Below are 19,061 nucleotides of genomic sequence, written 5' to 3'. Positions count from 1 at the left end.
AATGCGAGGCGTGTCACGGTCGAACAATCAGGTGTCCCCACCAGGGCTCCGACAGAAAGTCACCACCGTGAACGCGTACCTCGCCCCGACCGACCCCATCTCCGTCGACGAAGACGACCTCCCCCCGTTCTGGGACTGACCCACCCAGAACCCCGTGAGTGCGGAGCTTTGGCGGTGCATTCCGCTCCAGACACCGCCAAAACTGTGCACTCAGCGGGGGGGGCGGGGTGGGGTGGTCCTTACCAGTCGATCTGGGGGGACGGGTGGTACGGGAGGTTCGCTGCTCGCCACGTGCTCGCGTGCGCGGCGAGGGCCGTGCGGAAGGTGTCCCAGTCGCGGGGTGAGCCCCAGGCGACTGACGCGACCGCCGGCAGGCGCGGCAGCAGCATCGTCGCGACGTCCTCCCACGTGCGCAGCGTCTCGCTCCACAGGCACGCCTCCACGCCGCGGATCGACTCCGTCGGGATGCCCGGCAGCGCGTCCACCGGCTCCCAGTCGTAGGCGTCCCGCACCTCGACCGTGCCCGCCCACGTCAGACCGAGCGGGAAGTCGTCGTCGTACTTCAGGTCGAGGTAGGCGTGCTTCGCCGGTGAGGCGATGAAGCCGACGTCGCGCGTCCGGGCGACCTCGCCGAGCGCCGACGCGTCGATCTCGTGCGTCCAGTACTGCAGCAGGGTCCCCGCGGGGAGCGTCGCCTCGGCCGCCTCCTGCCAGAGGATCAGCTCCTTGCCGTGGGTGGAGGCGAGGGCGCCGAGCCGCTCGAGGAACGCGTGGTACTCCTCGCGTCCGAGGGTGTGCACCTCGTCGCCGCCCAGGTGGATGCGCTGCCCGCGCGTGTGCCGGGCCAGGGTGCCGACGACGTCGTCGAGCCACTCCCACGTCGTCGGCGACGTCAGGTGCACCGAGCTGAAGCCGACCTCGATGCCCGCGTACGGCTCGCGCTCGGCACCGTCCGGGCTGATCTCGGGGTACGCGACCTGGGCCGCGTGGGTGTGCCCGGGCAGGTCCACCTCGGGGACGACGACGACGTGGCGCGCCTCGGCATAGTCCTGCAGACGGGCGTAGTCGGCCAGGGTGAGGAACCCGCCCGCGCCGCCGTCGACGTCGTTGGCCGAGGCGCGCTCGGTGAGCAGGGGCCGGTTCTCGATCTCGAGGCGCCAGCCCTGGTCGTCCGTGAGGTGCAGGTGGACCTGGTTGAGCTTGTAGCGGCTCGCGAGGTCGATCGCGCGCTCGATGTCCGCGACACCGAAGACGTGCCGGGCGACGTCGAGCATGAGGCCACGGACCGGGTAGGCCGGTGCGTCGGAGCAGCGCATCGTGGGGACGCGGCCGCCCGCGACCGCCTGGCGCAGAGTCTGCACCGCCCAGTACGCGCCGGCGGCGTCGGTGGCAGTGAGTCGCCACTGCTCGGGGGACAGGTCGAGGGTGTAGCCCTCGGCGGGGAGGGACGGGTCGTGGGCGGCCATGGTCGCCGGGGTCGGCGTCGTCTCGGAGGGCTCGGGCGCGGAGGGGGCCTCGTCGGCGACCTCGCGCGCGAGCCGTGCCGCGTGCGGCGCCCAGGGCTCGAGGTCCGCGGCCAGGCGGAGCAGGGCGTCCGGTCGGAGTGCGGCTGATCCTTCGCCGAGGTCGCACTGCTGCGGCGCGGGGATGATCGCGAGGTTGTCGCTCACGGTGGCTCTCCTTCGAGCGGTGGGGCGGTGCGGATCTGCCGAGTCCGATAGCCGGGTCTCTACTTCGATAGTGCCTCCTGTCGGAATTGGGACCGGACTATCGGACTCGACGGGAGTCGGGACAGGGGTTGACGTGGAGTTAGTAAGTAAGGTTTCCTTACTATATGACACGGACCACACAGTCGCCAGCAGGGCGCCTGGCCGCACGCCGCGCTGGCAGCCCGTCGGCCGGGAAGATCCTGCCCGCGCACGCCCGGGTGCACCACCGCTCGCTCGTGCTGCAGCACCTGTTCGACTCCGGTCCCCACACCCGCTCCGAGCTCGCCTCGCTATCCGGCCTCACCCGCCCGACCGTCGCCGACGTCGTCGCCGACCTGCTCGCCGACGGCCTGGTCGCGGACCTCGGCGTCCGCCCCGGAACGCGGATGGGCAAGCCCGCGACGCTCGTCGGCATCCACGCCGAGGGTGCGTACGTCGTCTGCCTCGACCTCTCTGGCGACCACGTAGAGCGCGGTTCCGTCGTCGACCTCGCCGGGACGACCGTCGTGTCCCGCGAGATCGCGATCGACGCCGCCCAGGGGGAGGAGGCCGTGCGGCTCACCGTCGAGCTGGCACGCACGCTCCTCGAGGCCGCACCCGGCCGGGTCCTCGGCATCGGCGTCGGCTCCCCGGGCGTCGTGAGCGTCGACGGCGTCGTCCGCCACGCCCCGAACCTCGGCTGGACGCGGCTCGACCTGCGCGCCCGCCTCGCCGACGCGCTCGACCTGCCGGTGCACGTCGCGAACGACGCCGACACCGCCGCCCTCGCCGAGGACACCTTCGGGGACGGCTCGGGCGCAGGGCTGCTGCTCGTCGAGATCGGCCGCGGCGTCGGCGCCGGGATCTTGCTCGACGGTCACCTGCTGCGCGGCCCCTTCGGCACCGCGGGCGAGATCGGGCACGTCACCATCGTGCCCGACGGCCCCGAGTGCTCGTGCGGGCGCCACGGCTGCCTCGAGTCCTACACCTCGGCCCCCCGCCTCCGCGCGCGTATCGACGGCCTCGCACCAGACGACGCCGACGCTGAGCTCGCCGCCGCCGGCCGCCAGCTCGGCCAGACCGTCGCGCCCGTCGCCCAGGCCCTCGGCCTGCAGGACATCGTGCTCTCCGGCCCCGACGAGCTGCTCGACGGCGCCTTCCGCGCCGCGGTCGAGCAGACCGTCCTGTCCCTGACCCGGCCCTTCGGCGACGAGCCGATCCGCGTCCGGATGTCCGCCCTCGGGCACGACGGCGTCCTCGCCGGCGCCGCGGCCCTCGTCCTCGACAGCGAGCTAGGGCTCTCCTAGTCGTTCCCACCCCGGCCGGCCACGGCCACGCGAAAGGAAGATCGATGAAGATCAGACAGGTAGCGGTTCTCGGAGCGGTCGCAGCGCTCGCCCTGACCGCATGCTCGAGCGAAGGCTCCACCACGACGCCCGACCCGTCCGCCACCTCCGGCACCGGCACCGCCACGGGCGACGCACGCGAGATCACCATGTGGCTCGCGGGCGAGGACACCCCCGAGGAGCTGCGCACGTGGCTCACCGACGAGTTCGCCACCACGACGGGCGCCACCCTGAACATCGAGACCGTCGAGTGGGGCGAGCTCCTCCCGCGCCTGCAGACCTCGATCGGCAACCCCGACCAGACGCCCGACGTCGTGGAGATCGGCAACACGCAGTCGCCCACGTTCACCACGATCGGCGCGTTCACGGACCTCACCCCGCACCTCGCAGACCTCGGCGGCGACAAGCTCGGCCCCGAAGGCTTCGTCGAGGCCGGCAGCGTCGACGGCTCCGTCTACGCCGTCCCGTATTACTGGGGCTCGCGTTACGTGTTCTACCGCACGGACGTCTTCGAGGACGCCGGCATCGAGGTGCCGACGACGCTCGACGAGTTCAACGCCGCCGCGAAGGAGCTCACCACGGACGAGCAGTCCGGCTTCTGGCTGCCCGGCCAGGACTGGCGCAACGGCATCTCCTGGGTGTTCGCCCACGGCGGTGACATCGCCGTGCAGGAGGGTGACCAGTGGGTCGGCCAGCTCTCCAGCCCCGAGTCGATCGAGGCGCTGACCGAGCTGCAGGACCTCTACACCAACGCCTCCAAGGCGCCCAAGGACGGCGAGGACGCCGAGCCCTGGACGGCCTTCAACAACGGTGACGCCGCGATGTTCATGGCGCCGGGATGGGCCCGCTGGTCCATCTCCGAGGACCTCACTGAGAACGTCGGCGCCATGGCCCTGCCCGGCACCGACGGCGGCGCGGCCCCCGTGTTCGCCGGCGGCTCCAACATCGCGATCTCCGCTGCCTCGCCGGACCAAGACCTCGCCCTCGAGGCCCTCAAGCTCATCGCCTCCGAGGACTACCAGACGATGCTCGCGAAGAACGGCCTCGGCCCGTCGAACTCCGACTACAACGACCTCATCGGTGACGACGAGTTCGCCGAGGCCGGCCGGGCCGCCGCGTCCAACGCCAAGCTCACCCCGGCGTCGGCCGGCTGGGCGGGCGTCGAGACCGACAGGATCATGGAGGAGTTCTTCGCCAAGATCGCCCAGGGCGGGGACGTCGCCACCGAGGCTGCTGCCGTCGACGCAGCCCTGAACGACGCCCTCAACTGACGCGACCTCGGTGGTGGGGCCGGTCCCCCCGGCCGGCCCCACCACCGTGAGGAGAACCATGAGCGACCTGCTGACCAAGCCCCCCGTGCGGGGCTGGCGCCTGACCCCACCCCCTCGGCCGACGGCGACGTCGCGCGGCGCACGCCGCGGCAAGGCCCTCGCCCCCTACGTGCTGCTCACCCCCGTCGTCGTCGTGTTCGTGCTCGCCCTCGGGTACCCGCTGGTGCGCCAGCTCGTGATGAGCTTCCAGGAGTTCGGGCTCGCGCAGCAGATCGGCACCAAGCCGCCCGAGTGGGTCGGCCTCGACAACTACCGCGAGCTCCTCGGCGACGAGGGCGTGTGGGGCGTGGTGCTCCGCTCGATCGCGTTCTGCCTCGTCAACGCCGGCCTGACGATGGTCGTCGGCATGAGCGTCGCTGTCCTCATGACCAAGGTCGCCGGCTGGCTGCGCATCGCGCTCCAGTCCATCCTCCTGCTCGCGTGGGCCATGCCCGTGATCGCAGCGATGACCGTGTGGCAGTGGCTGTTCGACACCCAGTACGGCGTGGTGAACTGGCTGTTCGTCCAGCTCGGGTTCGACCAGTTCGCGGGGCACTCGTGGCTGCTCGAGCCGCTGTCCTTCTACGGCGTCGCGACCGTGATCGTCACCTGGATGAGCGTCCCGTTCGTCGCGTTCTCCGTGTTCGCCGCCCTCACGCAGGTCTCGGAGGAGGTGCTCGAGGCCGCGCAGCTCGACGGCGCCGGCGGGTGGCAGCGGTTCCGCTTCATCACGCTGCCGACGATCATGCCGGTGGTCTACGTCGTCGGGCTCCTGCAGGTCGTGTGGGACCTGCGCGTGTTCGCCCAGATCTACTACCTGCAGGGTGCGGGCGGGCTGCGCAGCGAGACCGACCTGCTCGGCACGTTCATCTACCGGCTCGGCATCGGCAACTCCGACTACGGCATGGCCTCGGCCGTCGCGATCTTCATGCTCCTGCTCACCCTCGCCCTGACTGTCGGGTACGTCCGCAAGCTCGCCAAGGAGGTCGACTGATGCGTGAGCGTCCGCTGCGCCGCACCGTGCTCAACGTCGTCGGCGTCCTCGTCTGTCTGACCTGGGTGTTCCCCGTCTACTGGATGGTCAACACGGCCTTCCTGTCCGCGGACCAGGTCCGCTCCGCGACCCCGACCTTCGTGCCTTTCGGCGGTGACCTGTCCGCGTTCGGCCGGGTGTTCGACGAGTCGTTCGTCGCCTCCATGCGCCTGAGCCTGATCGTCACCGGCCTCACCGTGCTGGTCGCGCTGGTGTTCGCGTTCCTGGCGGCGCTCGCAGTCAGCCGGTTCCGGTTCCGTGGGCGCAAGGCCATGGTGCTGACCGTGCTGATCGTGCAGATGATCCCCGCCGAGGGCCTGTTCATCTCCCAGTACCGGATGCTCGAGGGCTGGTCGCTGCTCAACTCGATCGCGGGCCTGAGCCTGCTCTACGTCGCCATGGTGCTGCCGTTCACCGTGTGGATGCTGCGCGGGTTCGTCGACGGCATCCCCGTGGACCTCGAGCACGCGGCGATGATCGACGGCTGTGGGCGGACCAAGGCGTTCTTCGTCGTCACGTTCCCGCTGCTCGCGCCCGGCCTGGTCGCCTCCGGGGTGTACGCGTTCCTGCAGGCCTGGAACGAGTTCACGCTCGCGACCGTCGTCATGGCGCCCGGCAACCGCACCGTGCCGCTGTGGCTGCGCGGCCTGACGACGCAGTCCAACGCGGCGATCGACTGGCCCGGCGTGATGGCTGGGGCGCTGCTGGTCGCGCTGCCCGTCATCGTCTTCTTCATCATCGTCCAGAACAAGATGACCTCCGGCCTCGTGGCCGGCGCGGTCAAGGGTTGAACGGGAAGCGCACATGGAGATCGTGATCCTGCCGTCCGAGGCTGAGATCGCCCGGCACGGAGCCGACGTCGTCGCACGCGTCCTGGCGGGCCGCGACCGGCCTGTGCTGGGGCTGGCGACGGGGTCGTCGCCGCTGCCGGTGTACGGCGAGCTGATCCGCCGGCACCGCGAGGAGGGGATGTCCTTCGCGCACGCCGAGGCGTTCCTGCTCGACGAGTACGTCGGGCTGCCGGCGGGGCACCCCGAGTCCTACCGCGAGGTGATCCGGCGCGAGCTCACCAGCCATGTCGACCTCGAGGACGCGCACGTGCACGGCCCCGACGGGTCCGCCGCCGACGTCGCGCGGGCCGCCCGCGAGTACGACGACGCGATCGCCGCGGCCGGTGGGGTGGACGTCCAGCTGCTCGGCATCGGGACGGACGGGCACGTGGCGTTCAACGAGCCCGGGTCGTCGTTGGCGTCGCGCACGCGCGTCAAGACGCTGACCGAGCAGACCCGGCGCGACAACGCGCGGTTCTTCGACTCCCTCGACGACGTCCCGTGGCACGTGCTGACCCAGGGCCTCGGGACGATCCGCGAGGCCCGGCACCTGCTGCTCGTCGCGACCGGCGAGGGCAAGGCCGACGCCGTCGCCGGCATGGTCGAGGGGCCAGTGAGCGCGTTCTGCCCGGCGTCGGTGCTCCAGCTGCACCCGCACGTCACCGTGCTGCTCGACGACGCAGCCGCCTCCCGCCTGCGCCTCGCGGACTACTACCGCCACGCGTTCGCTCACAAACCCACCTGGCAGTCGCTGTGACCGGCGTCGTGCTCGCGCTCGACGTGGGCGGCACCAACATCCGGGGTGAGGCGCTGACGGCGGACCTGGTCGCCGTGGCCGCGCGGCGGACCGCGACGCCGCTGGGTGACGGCGATGCTGTGCTCGACGCGATCGCGGGTCTGTGTGAGGGACTGCTCGGCGACGTCGCTGCGGCTGGTGCCGGGCCGGTCGAGGCGGTCGGGGTGGCCGTGCCGGGCGTCGTGGACACCGCGCGCGGACGGGTGCGGCTGGCGGCGAACCTGGGCTGGCGGGACACGCCGGTGGCGGAGCTGCTCGGTGCGCGGCTCGGCGTGCCGGTGCTGCTGCACCACGACGTGACCGTCGCGGGGCTGGCCGAGCAGCGGCTCGGCGCCGGCGTCGGGGTCGAGGACCTGCTGTGCGTGTTCCTGGGGACCGGTGTCGCCGCGACGCTCACGGTCGGCGGGCACGTCGTCGGGCAACGTCGTGGGCACGCGGGCGAGCTGGGGCACGTGCCCATCCACATGGACGGCCTCCTGTGCGGCTGCGGGCAGCGCGGGTGCCTTGAGATGTACGCGTCGGCGCGGGCGATCGGGGACGCGTACGCACAGGCAACCGGCCGGGTGGGGGCGACCTCGCGGGACGTCGCCGCATGGCTCGGCACCGACCCCGTCGCGGACCAGGTGTGGTCCGACGCCCTCGATGCGCTCGCCCACGTTTTGCTCGGGGTGATCACGCTGCTCGCGCCGACGCGCGTCGTCGTCGGCGGTGGTCTCGCCGCGGCCGGTGACGCGCTGCTGGTGCCCCTGCGCCAGCGCCTGGAGGCGACGGCCCGCGTGGCGGTGGTGCCGGAGATCGTCCCGGCGGGCCTCGGCCAGCGCGCGGGCGTCGTCGGCGCTGCCCTGGCCACGCGGGATGCGCTCCGCACGGCCCTCCGCCCCACCGCACGTTGACAACGGACTTGTGGCTACCGAAATGTTGATCTGACTAGCCGGAAGTCCGTTCTCAACGCGACGCGGGCCGGTGGCGGTGCGGCCGGTCAGGGCGGGAGCGCTTTAGGACGAAGTCCGTGGCGTCAGGGCATCCGCCACCTGCAGACGTGTCCCAAGTGAGCCCGAGCGCTAGATTGCTGCTGTGACCACGCTGCAGCCACCGTTCAGCCAGGCCGACCTGGCCGCCCAGCTTCGTGACCTCGGGCTTCAGCCCGGCGGGACCGTGATGGCGCACACTGCGCTGTCCCAACTGGGGTACGTGATCGGCGGCGAGGCGGCTGTTGTCGAGGCGCTGCTGCGCGCGGTCGGGCCCGAGGGGACGCTCATGATGCCGGCGCAGTCGTGGCAGCTGTGCGATCCCGCGTACCTCGACCTGCCCGACGTGCCGGCGGAGTGGCATGGGGCGATCCGCGAAGGGTTGCCGGCCTACGACCCGCAGCGCACGCCGACGCGAACGATGGGTGCGGTCGCGGAGCTGTTCCGGACGTGGCCGGGCGTGCACCGGTCAGCGCATCCGCAGCGGTCGGTCGCCGCCCTGGGCCCCTTGGCCGAGTCGCTCACGGCCGTCCACGACCTTGACGACGCGTCCGGCGAGCGCTCGCCCATGCGCGCGCTGTACGACGCGCGCGGCCAGGCGCTGCTGCTCGGCGTCGGCTTCGACAAGTGCACCGCCCTGCATCTCGCGGAGGTCCGGGCCAGCTACCCCAAGCGGTACGTGCCCAACGGCGGCCCGATCCAGCGTGACGGCGTCCGCGTGTGGGAGACCTGGGAGGAGCTGTGGCTGGAGGATGCCGACTTCCGCGAGGTCGGCGCGGCGTTCCTGGCGCAGCACCCTACCGCGAAGCATGGCCCGGTCGGGTCCGCCGATGCGGTGCTCGTGGACGTCCGGTCCCTGGTCGACTTCGCGGCCGAGTGGTTCACGGCGACGCGCGGGGTGGTCCCGGCGCTCGGCTGACACCGGCCGGGCCCAGGAATGTGCACTATTCGTTGCTCCGCACGACAGAAAGCGCACATTCCTCGACGCCAGACAGCTTGAGGCCCGGGGTGCGTGTGCCGATGGCACACCATGGATGCCAGCGACGCAGCAAGCACGTCCACGAAGACGATGAGACTGCGGTACGAGGGCACCTGCGTGCGCTGCGGCACCGCGATCCGTCAAGGCGTGCGGGCGGTGTACGACCGCGCGGCGAGGGTCGTCAGCTGCCTCGATTGCCCAGCAGCCCCAGCACGAGCCGCAGGCGAGCTCCCGCTCGCCGACGGCGTATCGCTCTCAGACCCGGAGATCCCCACGGCGGCAGCGGACACGGACCACGTCGAGACCGGTGCAGCTGGGGCTTCGGCGAAGCGCGAGTATGAGCGCCGCCGCACTGCGCGCGAGGAGCGGATCCGCACGATGCATCCTCGTCTGGGCGGCCTGATGCTGGCCGTGAGCGAAGAGCCCCAGAGCACCCGTGCGTGGGCGGTCGGTGCCGCGGGGGAGGAGGCGCTCGGGCGCCGACTGAACGAGCTCGACGGTGTCCGGGCGCTTCATGACCGACGAATCCCACGCACGAAGGCGAACATCGACCACATCGTCGTGAGTGCCGCCGGGGTGCACGTGATCGACGCCAAGAAGTACAAAGGGCGGCCAGAGCTTCGCGTCGAGGGCGGGATCCTGCGTCCACGGAAGGAGTCTCTTGTGGTGGCGGGGCGCGACCAGACGAAGCTGCTCATCGGCGTGCACAAGCAGACGGCTCTGGTCCGGACCGCGCTCGCGTCGGCCGGCTTCGACGACATCCCCGTGGTCGGAGCTCTGTGTTTCGTGGCCGCGGACTGGCCGTTGATCGGTGGGGCCTTCTGGATAGACAAGGTCTTGGTCGCGTGGCCCAAGAAGGTTGCCGACTACGTGACCGCGGACGGCGATATCCCGCCAGAACGCGTGGCGGCCGTGCACAGGGCACTGGCGGTCGCCTTCCCGGTGGCATGACGCGCAACGTTGGGATCGAACTTGTCGGCTCTCACCGCCCCAGCGCCACCGGGCACGTCGCCAGGTGGTCGTCGACCAGCCCGCAGGCCTGCATCGCCGCGTAGGCGGTCGTGGGACCGATGAACCGGAAGCCCCGACGCTTGAGCTCTTTCGACATCGCCACGGACTCGGGTGTCGTGGCCGGCATCTCGGCGTAGCTCGCCCACCGCTGGTCGCGCGGCTCGGGCGCGAACGACCAGAACACCTCGTCGAGGCTCTCCCCGGCGTCGTGCAGCGCGACGGTGGCCCGCGCGTTGTTGATGGTGGCCTCGATCTTCGCCCGGTTCCGGATGATGCGGGCGTCGCCCATGAGGCGCGCGACGTCGTCGTCCCCGAACGCCGCGATCGCCTCAGGCTCGAACTGGGCGAACACCTCCCGGAAGGCGGGGCGCTTGCGCAGCACGGTCAGCCACGAGAGCCCGGACTGGAACCCCTCGAGCGCGATCCGTTCCAGCAGGGCGGCGTCACCGTGCACGGGCTTGCCCCACTCGTCGTCGTGGTACGCCTCGTAGAGGGGATCGCCGTCACCGAAGCACCGCTGCGTCGTCGTCATGGCGACCACTGTGCCGTATCCCCCTGACGTGCGCGGACGCTATCCACAGGCTTGTCGTGAGTGCGCCCAGAGCCCGCCATGCAAGGGTCCAAAAGGCACAAAACTGCAGGTCAGGCAAATAAACTGGAGGGCACGGGCCGGAGGGCTGCTCGCGGCGCCAGCCGCAGGGAAAGAGGTCGCATGGAACGCCACGTGTCGAGCATCGAGGACGTCTTCGCCCTCATGGATGACCTCTTCGCCGAGGAGGCCGACCGCTGGACCGCCAAGGGGGCCGGCTGGTGGGACCGGTTCTACGAGGACCGCGACCGCGGGGTGCCATTCTTCCGCGACGCCCCCGACGAGTCCCTCATCGCCTGGCACGGGGCAGGGCTGCTGCCCACGGGCGGACGGGCGCTCGACCTGGGCTGCGGACCCGGGCGCAACGCGATCTGGCTCGCCCAGCACGGCTTCACGGTCGATGCCGTGGACCTCTCACCGGCGGCGCTGGTCTGGGGCCGAGAGCGCGCGGAGGTGGCCGGTGTCGACGTCCGGTTCGTCGAGGCCAGCATTTTCGAGCTCGGTCCGGATTTCGCGGACTACGACCTCGTCTACGACTCGGGCTGCTTCCACCACCTGCCCCCGCACCGCCGCGTCAGCTACCGCTGGCTGCTCGAGCGCGCACTGAAGCCGGGCGGTGCCTTCGGTCTCGTGTGCTTCGCGTGGGACGCCATGGGAGCGCAGACGCCGGACGCGGACTTCTACCGGGAGGGTCGCCTCTCCGGGGGCGTGGCGTACCGCGACGCCGACCTGCGGCGGCTGTTCGACTGGCTCGCGGAGATCGAGCTGCGCCGCATGGAGCCGCACGGCGCGGAGTCGCCGCTGTTCGGCGAGGACTTCCTGTGGGCGGGCCTCTTCCGGCGCCTCTCCTCAACCGTGCCCGCCGCGACTTCGTGACTTCCCCCGTGACTTCGCGACTTTGAACTCACGAAGTCGCGGCCAAAGTCACGATCTCGCGGAAGGATGGCGCGGCGCGGGCATCGCGTGGGCCAGGGCAGTGAGCGGGACGGTGCGGGGCCCAGGGCAGCAGCCGGCGCGGAGCCGCCGCGACCGTGTCAGCACTCGATGACGTTCACGGCGAGCCCGCCCGTGCTGGTCTCCTTGTACTTCGTGGACATGTCGAGCCCGGTCTGACGCATCGTCTCGATCACCGTGTCGAGGCTGACGACGTGCGACCCGTCGCCCTGCAGCGCCAGCCGCGTCGCGGAGACCGCGGTGCACGACGCGATCGCGTTGCGCTCGATGCACGGCACCTGCACGAGCCCGCCGACGGGGTCGCACGTGAGCCCCAGGTTGTGTTCCATCGCGATCTCGGCGGCGTTCTCGATCTGCCGCGGTGTCCCGCCCATCACGGCCGTCAGCGCGCCGGCGGCCATCGAGCATGCGGACCCGACCTCCCCCTGGCACCCGGCCTCGGCCCCCGAGATCGAGGCGTTGCGTTTGTACAGCGCGCCGATCGCCCCGGCGGTCAGCAGGTACGTGCGCATCGTCGCGCGGCGGGCCTCGTCGTCGTCGGCGATGTCCGGGCGCTGGCGCAGGAAGTGCCGCCCGACCGCCGGGATGATCCCCGCGGCGCCGTTCGTGGGCGCGGTGACGACGCGCCGCCCGTCGGCGTTCTCCTCGTTGACCGCCATGGCGTACGCCTGCAGCCACTCGATCGCGGTGTCCTGCCCACGCGCCTCGAGGTCGGTCAGCTGGTCCCGCAGAGCCCGCGCCCGACGCTTGACGTTGAGCGCGCCGGGAAGCACGCCCATGCGGTTGAGGCCGGCGTCGACGCACTCGCTCATCGCCTGCCAGATCGCGTCGAGCCCCGCGGTGACCTCCTCGGCCGGGCGTAGGGAGCACTCGTTCTCCCACGCGACCTGCGCGATCGTCATGCCGGTGGACTCGCACAGGGCGAGAAGCTCGTCGGCGCTCGCGAAGGGGTGCACGACGTCGTCGCTCACCTCCGCACCAGGCTCGGCCGGGCGGTGGGTCGGGTCGGCCTCGCGCGCGGCGCCCGACGACTCGACGGCCGCGAGATCCTCCGCGGTCACGACGAACCCGCCGCCCACGGAGTAGTAGTCCTGCTCGGCGAGTACCTGCGGGCGGCCGTGCTCCCCGACCGCCCCGCCGAGCGCCGTGAAGCGCATGCCGTTGGGGTGCCCGGGCATGCGGGTGAGCGGCGCGAGCATCACGTCGTCGCTGGTCATGGTGATCTCGCGGCCACCGGAGACCGCGTGCACCTCGTCGAGCTCGACCGTCCGTCCGTCGCCGAGCTTGGCGACGCCGCCCGGGATCGCCGCGGGGTCGCACGTCTCGGGCGCCTGCCCGCGCAGGCCAGCGAGGACGGCGTCGGGCGTCCCGTGCCCCACGCCGGTCGCCCCGAGCGACCCGCACAGCTTGACCGTCACCTGCGCGACGTCGTCGAGGATCTCCTGCTCGGCGAGCGACGCCACGAATGCCGTCGCGGCACGCATGGGCCCGACGGTGTGCGAGCTGGACGGCCCGATCCCCACGGAGAACAGGTCGAGCACGGAGACATAAGAACCCATGAGCCCATGGTGGACCCCGCCGGTCGTGCCCGCCGAACGCACGCGACGGGGCGTGAGACCAGCGTCTCACCGCTACGTTGAGCGTATGCCCAAGGTCATTGTCGTCGGGAGCACGGGTCAGGTTGGTCGCGCGGTGGTCGCGGACTTCGCGGCCGCCGGGTGGGACGTGACCGCGGTGCACCGCGGGCGGCAGGCCGTCCCGCCGTCGTGGAGCGATCTCGGGGTGTCCGACGTCGTCGCGGACCGCAGCGAGACCGGCCAGCTCGAGGCGGTGCTCGCCACGGGGGCGGACGCGGTGGTCGACGTCGTCGCGTTCGACGCCGCCGACGGTCGCCAGCTGCTCGCGGCGCAGGAGGACGTCGGGGGCCTCGTTGTCGTCTCGACCCTGGACGTGTACGTCGACGACGCCGGACGCGGGCTCGAGGACGGGCGCGACGGCGTCGAGAACTTCCCCCGCTTCGCGGTGCCGATCCGCGAGGACAACCCGACGTGGGCCCAGGACCGCGGGACGTACGGCAGCGACAAGGTCGCGCTCGAGCAGACACTGCGCGACGGCGCCCGCGTCCCGGTGACGGCGCTGCGCCCCGGCGGGATCCACGGACCCGGGTCCCGCACGCCGCGCGAGCTGTGGGTCGTGCTGCGGGCGCTCGCGGGCCTGGAATCGATCCCGCTCCCGATGGCCGGCGGTCATGCCCTCCCGACGACGGCCACGACCAACCTCGCCCGGCTCGCCCGGCGCAGCGCCGAGGACGCCCTGCACGGGACTGCGCCGGGATTCCGGGCGTTCAACTCGGCCGACCCCGATGCCCTGAGCGTGACGGGCATCGTCCAGGCGCTCCTCGACGCGCTGGGGTCGGCTGCCGAGATCGTGCCCCTGGGGGACCCTGATCCGGAGTCGCCGGACTTCGCCGCCCCGCCGGGCGCGACCCCGTGGTCGATACCGCGGTCGATGGCCCTCGACCTCAGTGCTGCGGCGAGCGTCGGCTACGAGGCGGTCCACACCTACGCGGAGGCCGCCCCGGCCGCAGTCGCCTCCATCCTCGAGCGCCTCGAGGGCCGCACCTGGCAGGAGGCCTACCCGGACATGGCGCGGGCGTACGGGGACGGGTTCGCTGAGTGATCCTCGGCGGCGGAGCGGTCGTCCTCGACCCCCGTGCCGCCGGCAATCGGATCGTGCGCATTGTCGGATTCGCGAAGGTCGTTGACCCGTGGGTCGAGGCCCGATAGTTTGCGCTCACCCGGGGCGCGCGGTCACGCCCAATGCCTCGACGGCTTGGAGATCGGCATGTTTAGTGCTCAGCCAGGTGTCCGCGCCCGCGTGATGGCCTCCGCCGCAGCTGCCCTGCTGGGTCTGGTGGCGACGACGGGCGTCGTCGCGCCACCCGCGCTCGCCGCTGAAGCCGTGCCGGAGCGGCTGCTGACGCTGGACATCAGCAAGAACATCGAGAGATCGTTCCGGGCCGGTGACGAGGTCACGTTCACCTACACGGCGACGAACAACAACGACTTCGCGATCCAGGCGGCGCCGAACGAAGCGGTAGAGATCCACTTCTCACCCGACCGGGAAGGGCCTCGCGGCGATGGATTTGGCTTCGCAGTCGGGGGCGACTGCGTGGAGATGGGCCTGTCACCCGACTCCTACACGTTTCAGAGCACTGCTCCTCTTCCGACAACCTTCGAACCGGGCGGGATGCTCGAGTGCTCCTTGACGTACACGACCACCGCGGGCGACGTCGCCCGCGGTGGCATCTGGACGGCCATCACGCACTACCCCGGTGACAGCCAAGACCATGATCGATGGTGGTGGGACTACTCGACCTTCATGACCTACGAGGCGGAGGGCGGCTCCGACCTCCCGACGATCTCGGGCACTCCGCTCGTCGGGCAGACGCTCACGGCGGACAGCTGGTGGTGGCACCCCTACGACGCGCCCCACGCCCATCAGTGGCTCCGGGACGGCGTGCCGATCCCCGGTGCGACGTCAGCCACGTACCTGGTGACGCAGGCGGACGTCGGCGCGCGCCTCGCACTCCGGACCGAGGCCTCCGGGATAGGGATGGCTTTCGACTCGGTGTCGACCGCCGTCGTCCAGGCTCCCGGGCTCACGGCTGCCGTCCCTCGGGTCGTGGGGGACGCGCAGGTGGGGAGCACGCTCACGGTCACGCCAGGAGGCTGGGACCCGCCGGGTGTCACGTTCGCGTACCAATGGTTGCGTGACGGCACGGTCATCCGCGGTGCCACAGCAGTGCGATACACGATCGTCCCCCAGGACGTCGCGCGGCGGATCAGCGTGCGAGTCACCGGTTCCCATGCGAACGGCGCCTCCGCCGTCGCCGTCTCCGGTGTGACTGCCCCGGTGCGGGCGGGGGTGATCGTCACGAGCTCGTCCGCACGGATCAGCGGTGCCGCCCGGGTGGGCAGGAAGCTGACGGCCGTGTCCCCGAAGGTCGTGACGCCCGGCGTGACGACGGCGTACCAGTGGCTGCGCAACGGCAAGAAGATCACGGGCGCGACGAAGAAGACGTACACGCTCAAGGCGGCCGACAAGAGCAAGAAGATCGCGGTCGCGGTGACGGTCAGGAAGCCGGGGTTCGCGTCGGTGACCTCGAGATCGTCCGCGACGCCGAAGATCAAGGCCGGAAAGATCGCCGTGCGCCAGCGGGCAAAGGTGAAGGGTGCGCCGCGCGTCGGTAAGAAGCTCACAGCGGTGGTGCCGAAGGTGGGCGTGACGCGCGCGAAGTACTCCTACCAGTGGTTGCGGGACGGCAAGAAGATCAAGGGCGCGACGAAGAAGAAGTACAAGATCTCCTCGCGTGACAGGGGCGACAAGATCTCGGTGAAGGTGACCGTCAAGAAGCCGGGATATGCCGCGGTGACGTCGAGCTCCGCCAGGACCAAGGCGGTCAGGGGGAGGTGAGCCGGGACGCCCTCACTCCGAACGGACGACCGGCGGCTCGGTGAGCTCAGCCGGGAGCCGCGCGGCCTCCTCGGCGATCTCGGCGTGCACCGCGGCCAGCGTCCCCGCGAGCCGGTCTAACCGGTCGGCGACGGCCGCGTCGACCTCGGCGTCGGGCCCGTCGGTGAAGAACCGGAACGCCGTGAGGGTGTCGGCGAGCTGTGCGGTCACGCGGGCGAGCGCGTCGACGGTCACCGCTGCGCCGATCCCGTACGCGCGGTCGACGTGCACCATGCTGAGCCCGTGCTCAGCCCCGACCCAGTCGGCGACGGCCATCTGCTCGAACCCCGAGCCGCCCCAGGCGAGGTGGTCGAGCCACAGGCGGAAGAATCGCGAGGCGCTCTCGGCGTGCTCGTCCAGCAGGTCGTAGTCGAGCTCGCCGCGCACGGCGGACACCGACATGGTCAGGGCGAGGTCGCGGGCGTCGAGGAGCGAGGCATGGTCGCCGCGCGCGACGAGCGCGCGCAGCCCCGGGGAGTCGAGGGTGCCGGTCCCGGCGGGATCGCTCATGCCGTGAGGAGCCCGCCGGACTCGCGCAGGTAGCAGGCCGCGCACATCGACTCGTACGTGACCTCGGTGCCGTCGATCGCCACCTGGTCGCCGTCGAACACGAACTTTCCGTCGGCCAGGCGGGCGTTGAAGACCGCCTTGCGGCCGCAGCGGCAGATCGTCTTGAGCTCCTCGAGGCTGTGCGCGATCTCCAGCAGACGCTGCGACCCGGGGAACGCGGCCGTGCGGAAGTCGGTGCGGATGCCGTAGCAGATCACCGGGATGCCATCGAGGACGGCGACGCGCAGCAGGTCGTTCACCTGCCGGGCCGAGAGGAACTGCGCCTCGTCGACCAGCAGGCAGCTGACGTCGCGGCCCGTCTCGCGCTGCACGCGCTCGCGGTTGGTCTGCAGGAGGCCGTACGCGTCGTCGTCGGCCCCGATCACGTAGTCGACCGAGCGGTCGACGCCGAGCCGGGAGTGGATCTTGCGTCCCGCCTTGGTGTCGACGCCGGGCTTCGCGAGCAGGACCTGGTGGCCGCGCTCCTCGTAGTTGTACGCCGCCTGCAGCAGGGACGTCGACTTGCCGGAGTTCATCGCGCCGTAGCGGAAGTAGAGCTTGGCCATGGGGGCTATTCCACCATCTCCCGGTGCCCGCCCTGTGCGAGCGCGATCAGCGCCAGAGGCGCTGCGTCGCGATGTCCGCACCGGCGACCAGCGTCTCCAGCTTGGCGACGGCGATCTCCGGGTGCAGGCGCCCGCCGAGGCCGCAGTCGGTCGAGGCGATGACGTTCTCCCGGCCGACGCGGGTCGCGAACCGCTCGATGCGCTCGGCGACGAGCTCGGGGTGCTCGACGACGTTGGTCGCGTGGGAGACGACGCCCGGCAGGATGACCTTGCCCTCGGGGAGCGTGACGTCGTCCCAGACGCGGTACTCGTGCTCGTGGCGGACGTTGCCGGCCTCGAACGTGTACGCGCCGGCGTTGACCTGGAGCATCGTCGACACGATGTCCTTCATGGGCAGGTCGGTCGTGTGCGGGCCGTGCCAGGAGCCCCAGCACAGGTGGTAGCGGATGCGGTCGGCCGGCAGGCCGCGCAGCGCGTGGTTGAGGGCCTCGATGCGGACCTGGCTGAACGCGAGGTAGTCCTCGACGCTCGGCTCGGGGGTGATCTGGTCCCAGCTCTCGGCGAGCGACGGGTCGTCGATCTGCAGGATCAGCCCGCCGTCGATGATCGCCTGGTACTCCTCGCGCAGGACGTCGGCCCACGCCCAGACGTGCTCCTCGTCGGTGGCGTAGTGCTCGTTCGCGATGCGGGCGGCGCTGCCCGGGGCGATCGCGGTGAGGAAGCCCTCGGCGTAGCCCGCGGCCTCGAGGCCAGTCTTGAGATTCGCGACGTCGGACGCGATCGCAGCCTGGCCGGTGTAGGCGAGGGGACCGGTGGTCTTGGGGAACGGCTTGGGGGCGCCACCGAAGATCCCGGACTCGGGGTCGGTGTAGGCGCCGCGGAAGCGCTGCTGGTCGCGGCGGTTGCCGAAGCCCGTGAGACGGATGTTGCCGGGCTCGGACTGGACGTCGTCGGTGATCCAGCGGGCGGTGGTGTCGAGCTCGAGCCCGCTCGTGCGGCCGAACGAGTAGGACCACCATGCGCCGTAGTCGACGGCCGAGCTCATGGACTTGCCGTACTCGCCGTCGCCGGGGACCGCGACACCGAGGTCCTTCTGGCGCTGCACCAGGTCGACAACGGCGCTCGTCAGCAGACTGCCGAACGCGGCGTCGTCGGCGGTGCCGTTCTCCCGCGCCTCGTTGGCGGCGATCAGCTCGGGCGTGCGGGGCAGGCTCCCGGCGTGGGAGGTCAGGATGCGGTCGGCGCTGTTCTGCATGGCGGGCTCCGGGGCGTCGGTGGTGCTGCGGCTGGCGGCTGCGTGTGCCGTGGGCCCATTCCACCAGCCGCTGCCACATGCTGGACGCTCGTCCCAAACCCCGGACGGGCATACTTCCGGCATGGGATCGCGGGGGCGGGTACGGGAGTGGCACGACGAGGAGGGCTGGGGCGTCATCGACTCTCCGGCGACTCCCGGTGGGTGCTGGGCGCACTTCTCGGCGATCGAGATGGACGGGTATCGGGCGCTCGCGGCGGACGACGAGGTCGAGGTCGACGTGGAGGCTGCCGACCAGCACGGATATGCGTACCGCGCGGTCGCGGTGCGGTTGCCGGGGCGCACGGAGCACAGCGAGGTGCGGCGGCTCGACCGGGACCAGGTGCGAGCCTTCCGCAGCGGCTTCCACGTCGCTTTCTTCCCGCACGACGGCCAAGAGTGGCCTGCGGGCGAGGTCGACGACCTCGCAGACGCAGCGGCGAGTGTCCTGGCGCGGGGTGGAAGCGTCGATGCGGCGGTCGAAGCGTTGCGTGCAGCGCTGCGCTCGAGTCGTGACGAAGAGCTCCAGCCCGACGCCGCTCGTCTGGCTCGCGCGCTCGAGAAGCTCTGGCGCAGCGTGGCTGGCCGTGTCGGTGATGAAGCGTAAAGAAGACGTAGCCTTAATAACATTTTCTC

Annotated in this window: 18 protein-coding genes; 12 read left to right on the top strand and 6 right to left on the bottom strand. The window is 71.3% G+C overall.

Features of this window, described 5'->3' with window-relative positions; translation table 11 throughout:
- Positions 1–239: 239 nt before the first annotated feature.
- Positions 240–1,670: a family 20 glycosylhydrolase gene (locus BMZ30_RS13070; protein ID WP_177191380.1), complete on the bottom strand. Its 1,431-nt coding sequence runs from the start codon at positions 1,668–1,670 to the stop codon at positions 240–242.
- Positions 1,671–1,834: 164 nt separating this feature from the next.
- On the opposite strand from BMZ30_RS13070, the gene BMZ30_RS13065 reads away from it, so the two are divergent.
- From BMZ30_RS13065 to BMZ30_RS13030, 8 genes are all read left to right on the top strand, one after another.
- Positions 1,835–2,995, top strand: a complete 1,161-nt coding sequence (locus BMZ30_RS13065) for an ROK family transcriptional regulator (protein ID WP_093379715.1) — start codon at positions 1,835–1,837, stop codon at positions 2,993–2,995.
- A gap of 44 nt (positions 2,996–3,039) precedes the next feature.
- On the top strand, positions 3,040–4,305 hold the full coding sequence (locus BMZ30_RS13060) for an extracellular solute-binding protein (RefSeq protein WP_093379713.1): 1,266 nt from the start codon (positions 3,040–3,042) through the stop codon (positions 4,303–4,305).
- Positions 4,306–4,363: 58 nt separating this feature from the next.
- On the top strand, positions 4,364–5,338 hold the full coding sequence (locus BMZ30_RS13055; protein ID WP_093379710.1) for a carbohydrate ABC transporter permease: 975 nt from the start codon (positions 4,364–4,366) through the stop codon (positions 5,336–5,338).
- Positions 5,338–6,168: a carbohydrate ABC transporter permease gene (locus tag BMZ30_RS13050; RefSeq protein WP_093379707.1), complete on the top strand. Its 831-nt coding sequence runs from the start codon at positions 5,338–5,340 to the stop codon at positions 6,166–6,168. Before BMZ30_RS13055 ends, BMZ30_RS13050 begins: the two co-directional genes overlap by 1 nt.
- A gap of 13 nt (positions 6,169–6,181) precedes the next feature.
- Positions 6,182–6,964, top strand: coding sequence for a glucosamine-6-phosphate deaminase (gene nagB / locus BMZ30_RS13045; RefSeq protein ID WP_093379704.1), 783 nt, complete (start codon positions 6,182–6,184; stop codon positions 6,962–6,964).
- Entirely contained in the window at positions 6,961–7,896 is a 936-nt protein-coding gene (locus BMZ30_RS13040) for an ROK family protein (RefSeq protein ID WP_229828394.1), read from the top strand. The genes nagB and BMZ30_RS13040 overlap by 4 nt, the downstream gene beginning before the upstream one ends.
- A 181-nt stretch (positions 7,897–8,077) precedes the next feature.
- Complete coding sequence (locus BMZ30_RS13035) at positions 8,078–8,890, top strand: AAC(3) family N-acetyltransferase (RefSeq protein ID WP_229828391.1); 813 nt, start codon at positions 8,078–8,080, stop codon at positions 8,888–8,890.
- A 111-nt stretch (positions 8,891–9,001) separates the two neighbouring features.
- Positions 9,002–9,901, top strand: a complete 900-nt coding sequence (locus tag BMZ30_RS13030) for a nuclease-related domain-containing protein (protein ID WP_229828389.1) — start codon at positions 9,002–9,004, stop codon at positions 9,899–9,901.
- A 31-nt stretch (positions 9,902–9,932) separates the two neighbouring features.
- Here the strand turns inward: BMZ30_RS13030 and BMZ30_RS13025 are convergent, their stop codons facing one another.
- The gene (locus tag BMZ30_RS13025; protein ID WP_093379798.1) at positions 9,933–10,493 is read right to left on the bottom strand and encodes a DNA-3-methyladenine glycosylase I; all 561 of its coding nucleotides are present in this window, start codon (positions 10,491–10,493) and stop codon (positions 9,933–9,935) included.
- A gap of 180 nt (positions 10,494–10,673) precedes the next feature.
- Between BMZ30_RS13025 and BMZ30_RS13020 the strand changes: the two genes are divergently transcribed.
- On the top strand, positions 10,674–11,426 hold the full coding sequence (locus BMZ30_RS13020) for a class I SAM-dependent methyltransferase (RefSeq protein ID WP_093379699.1): 753 nt from the start codon (positions 10,674–10,676) through the stop codon (positions 11,424–11,426).
- 158 nt (positions 11,427–11,584) lie between these two features.
- Here BMZ30_RS13020 and BMZ30_RS13015 read toward each other — a convergent pair whose 3' ends face one another.
- Positions 11,585–13,063 carry an L-serine ammonia-lyase gene (locus BMZ30_RS13015; protein ID WP_093379697.1) on the bottom strand — a complete coding sequence of 493 codons (1,479 nt, stop codon included), beginning with the start codon at positions 13,061–13,063 and terminating at the stop codon, positions 11,585–11,587.
- Between the two features lie 85 nt (positions 13,064–13,148).
- Here BMZ30_RS13015 and BMZ30_RS13010 point away from each other — a divergent pair, with 85 nt between their 5' ends.
- Positions 13,149–14,183 carry an NAD-dependent epimerase/dehydratase family protein gene (locus BMZ30_RS13010; RefSeq protein ID WP_177191379.1) on the top strand — a complete coding sequence of 345 codons (1,035 nt, stop codon included), beginning with the start codon at positions 13,149–13,151 and terminating at the stop codon, positions 14,181–14,183.
- Positions 14,184–14,384: 201 nt separating this feature from the next.
- On the top strand, positions 14,385–15,980 hold the full coding sequence (locus BMZ30_RS13005; protein ID WP_093379692.1) for a hypothetical protein: 1,596 nt from the start codon (positions 14,385–14,387) through the stop codon (positions 15,978–15,980).
- Between the two features lie 12 nt (positions 15,981–15,992).
- Here BMZ30_RS13005 and BMZ30_RS13000 read toward each other — a convergent pair whose 3' ends face one another.
- The 3 genes from BMZ30_RS13000 to BMZ30_RS12990 are packed head-to-tail and all read right to left on the bottom strand — an operon-like array spanning position 15,993 to position 18,389.
- Positions 15,993–16,529: a hypothetical protein gene (locus BMZ30_RS13000; RefSeq protein ID WP_093379689.1), complete on the bottom strand. Its 537-nt coding sequence runs from the start codon at positions 16,527–16,529 to the stop codon at positions 15,993–15,995.
- Entirely contained in the window at positions 16,526–17,134 is a 609-nt protein-coding gene (locus BMZ30_RS12995; RefSeq protein ID WP_093379687.1) for a thymidine kinase, read from the bottom strand. Before BMZ30_RS12995 ends, BMZ30_RS13000 begins: the two co-directional genes overlap by 4 nt.
- Positions 17,135–17,180: 46 nt before the next feature.
- Complete coding sequence (locus BMZ30_RS12990; RefSeq protein WP_093379684.1) at positions 17,181–18,389, bottom strand: cobalamin-independent methionine synthase II family protein; 1,209 nt, start codon at positions 18,387–18,389, stop codon at positions 17,181–17,183.
- Between the two features lie 121 nt (positions 18,390–18,510).
- On the opposite strand from BMZ30_RS12990, the gene BMZ30_RS12985 reads away from it, so the two are divergent.
- Positions 18,511–19,032 carry a cold shock domain-containing protein gene (locus BMZ30_RS12985; RefSeq protein ID WP_093379681.1) on the top strand — a complete coding sequence of 174 codons (522 nt, stop codon included), beginning with the start codon at positions 18,511–18,513 and terminating at the stop codon, positions 19,030–19,032.
- Positions 19,033–19,061 lie beyond the last annotated feature (29 nt).

It is taken from the genome of Flavimobilis marinus, assembly GCF_900113055.1.
GTDB classification, from domain to species: domain Bacteria; phylum Actinomycetota; class Actinomycetes; order Actinomycetales; family Cellulomonadaceae; genus Flavimobilis; species Flavimobilis marinus.
The sequence above is the reverse complement of the archived record's forward strand: the minus strand, read 5'-3'. Positions and strand labels throughout refer to the sequence as shown.

Coding starts and splice junctions, on each gene's coding strand:
- BMZ30_RS13065 (WP_093379715.1), top strand. CDS start 1,835: ATGACACGGACCACACAGTCGCCAGCAGGGCGCCTGGCCGCACGCCGC.
- BMZ30_RS13060 (WP_093379713.1), top strand. CDS start 3,040: ATGAAGATCAGACAGGTAGCGGTTCTCGGAGCGGTCGCAGCGCTCGCC.
- BMZ30_RS13055 (WP_093379710.1), top strand. CDS start 4,364: ATGAGCGACCTGCTGACCAAGCCCCCCGTGCGGGGCTGGCGCCTGACC.
- BMZ30_RS13050 (WP_093379707.1), top strand. CDS start 5,338: ATGCGTGAGCGTCCGCTGCGCCGCACCGTGCTCAACGTCGTCGGCGTC.
- nagB (WP_093379704.1), top strand. CDS start 6,182: ATGGAGATCGTGATCCTGCCGTCCGAGGCTGAGATCGCCCGGCACGGA.
- BMZ30_RS13030 (WP_229828389.1), top strand. CDS start 9,002: ATGGATGCCAGCGACGCAGCAAGCACGTCCACGAAGACGATGAGACTG.
- BMZ30_RS13025 (WP_093379798.1), bottom strand. CDS start 10,493: ATGACGACGACGCAGCGGTGCTTCGGTGACGGCGATCCCCTCTACGAG.
- BMZ30_RS13020 (WP_093379699.1), top strand. CDS start 10,674: ATGGAACGCCACGTGTCGAGCATCGAGGACGTCTTCGCCCTCATGGAT.
- BMZ30_RS13015 (WP_093379697.1), bottom strand. CDS start 13,063: ATGGGTTCTTATGTCTCCGTGCTCGACCTGTTCTCCGTGGGGATCGGG.
- BMZ30_RS13010 (WP_177191379.1), top strand. CDS start 13,149: ATGCCCAAGGTCATTGTCGTCGGGAGCACGGGTCAGGTTGGTCGCGCG.
- BMZ30_RS13005 (WP_093379692.1), top strand. CDS start 14,385: ATGGCCTCCGCCGCAGCTGCCCTGCTGGGTCTGGTGGCGACGACGGGC.
- BMZ30_RS13000 (WP_093379689.1), bottom strand. CDS start 16,529: ATGAGCGATCCCGCCGGGACCGGCACCCTCGACTCCCCGGGGCTGCGC.
- BMZ30_RS12995 (WP_093379687.1), bottom strand. CDS start 17,134: ATGGCCAAGCTCTACTTCCGCTACGGCGCGATGAACTCCGGCAAGTCG.
- BMZ30_RS12990 (WP_093379684.1), bottom strand. CDS start 18,389: ATGCAGAACAGCGCCGACCGCATCCTGACCTCCCACGCCGGGAGCCTG.
- BMZ30_RS12985 (WP_093379681.1), top strand. CDS start 18,511: ATGGGATCGCGGGGGCGGGTACGGGAGTGGCACGACGAGGAGGGCTGG.